The organism is Aeromonas sp. s6, assembly GCF_040907815.1.
In the GTDB taxonomy this organism is placed as follows: domain Bacteria; phylum Pseudomonadota; class Gammaproteobacteria; order Enterobacterales; family Aeromonadaceae; genus Aeromonas; species Aeromonas caviae.
Genome location: NZ_JBFOCN010000108.1, coordinates 1 through 1,997 on the forward strand (window position 1 = coordinate 1; position 1,997 = coordinate 1,997).

1 pseudogene is annotated in these 1,997 nt (G+C 63.8%); it reads right to left on the reverse strand.

What is annotated here, in order from left to right:
• A pseudogene (locus tag AB5Y50_RS16775) lies at positions 1–1,997 on the reverse strand (type I secretion protein); the annotation flags it as partial.

The following is a 1,997-nucleotide window of genomic DNA, read 5'->3' on the forward strand; positions in this document are numbered from 1 at the left end:
TCCAGCTCGGCCCCCAGGGTCACCTTGGCGGTGACGCTCCAGTTGCCGTTGCTCTCCACCAAATCCAGCTCGGCCCGCAGCACCTCGCGGCCGTCCGCGCTGGTCCCCACCAGCTCGCCGTTGGCGTCCAGGGTGAAGGTAACCGGGCTGCCGTGGCTGCTGTACTTGCCATCCAGGCTCTGCTGAATGGCGGCGATATCGAATTTGAGGCTGCTCGTGTCGAGCGCATCAGCCCCGTGGCTCACGGTGAAGCTCATGTGGCTCACCACATCCTTCGCCCCCTGGTTCGCCTCCGTCATCTCGGTGCCGGTCACGGCGCTGATGACCGGATTGGCCCCATCGCCGATGGCCACGCTCAGGGTGGAGGAGACTTTATCTCCGTCACTGTCGGTCAGGGTAAAGCCCGCCTTGAGCAGACTGTCTGCACTCCCCTGATCCAGCGGCTGGTTCAGGGTGAAGACGTAGTGACCGTTCTGATCCAGCGTCAACGTGAAGACGTTCTGGCCGTTGACGGCGCCGCTGATGCTGTTGCCGCTGACACTGATGACCACGAGCTGGCCGCCGCTGGTGAGCCCCTGCAGGCCGGGCTGGCTGGCATCGAAGCCGATATGGGCCAAAGGATCCGTGCCGGCGGTGATATTGAGGGAGCCACTGAGGGTCTGGGCCGCGCTCCAGTCGCTGTCCTCCACCAGGGTGAGGGAAACCGGATCGACCTGGGGCAAGGCGCCGTCGGTGATGGCGATGTTGAGGGTGCCGAGGTTGCTTCGGTCACCGTCAAAATCGGTGCCCTGCACCTGCAGCCCCAGGTTGACGCTGTCGGTATTGACCGGCTGATCCAGCACGCCGTCGAGCTTCACATGGTACTTGCCGTCCAAGTCCAGGGTCACGGTCAGGATGCTCTTGCCACCCGCATCCTGCAGGGTGATGACATTGCCGTTGACCTGATAGTGGGTCGGCTTGCCGCCGCTGGTGAGGCCATTCAGGCCAGGCTGGTTCGCCTCGAAGTTGAGCGACACCAGGCGATCGCTGCCCACGCTCACCGGCAACTGGCCATCCAGGGTCTGGCCAGAGGCCCCTTCCTGCAAGGTGACCCCGCTGTCGATGCCAAGGTGAGGATCGACGGCATCGGTGATCACCGCCGTGGTGTTTCCGGTGATCAGCGAGCCATCGCTGTCGGTCACCTTGAACGGCAAATTCAGGCTCAGGTTATCACTCACCCCATGATCCAGGTTGGTGTGCACCTTCACCTGGTAATCGAGGGTTGCCTGGGTGTGGGCTTCGATGCGCCCCGGCACGCTCGGCAGGGTCACCGTCAGCACCAGGGTGCCGCTCGCAGTCACTGCCTGGAAGCTGTGGCCGTTGCTGCCCGCCACCTCTTGCCAGGTGAGGGTCTCACCGTTGTGGGTGATGGCCTTGCCACTCCCATCCACAACTTGGCCCGAGAGGGTCAGCCGCACGTCCACCACGGGATCGGAGTCCGCCCTAATGGTCAGGGTGCCGGTGGCATGCTGATCATCGCCGGTCTGGTTGTTGGCGGCACCGTCGAAGCGCCCCTCGCTCAGGGTCACGCCGGTCAGGGTGAGGGTCGGGTTGGCCCCTTCCGAAATGCGAATGTTGAGGGTGCCCGTGGCGCTGTCGTTGTTGCCGCTGCCCTTGTCGCTGTCGACGATGTTGAGCTTGAACGGCAGGTCGGTCGCGGTGTTGCCGCTCTGGTGAACCCCCTCAAACAGGGTCACCTTGTAGTCAAAACCGTTGCTGGCGGCGTTGTCCAGCTTGCCCACCAGTTCGACCTGAAGCACCTCGACGCGCTGGCCATTGACTTCCACATAGCCTTTCAGCACCTGATTGCCCGGGATGCTGGCATCGCCGTCGACCAGCTCGTATTTGACGCTCTGGCCCAACGCGGTCAGGGCCGGCTGCTCGCTGATGTCGGCAAACGACACCTCGCTCACCCGATCCGAACCCGCATTGACCTGGAAGTGGCCAGTGCCGGTCAG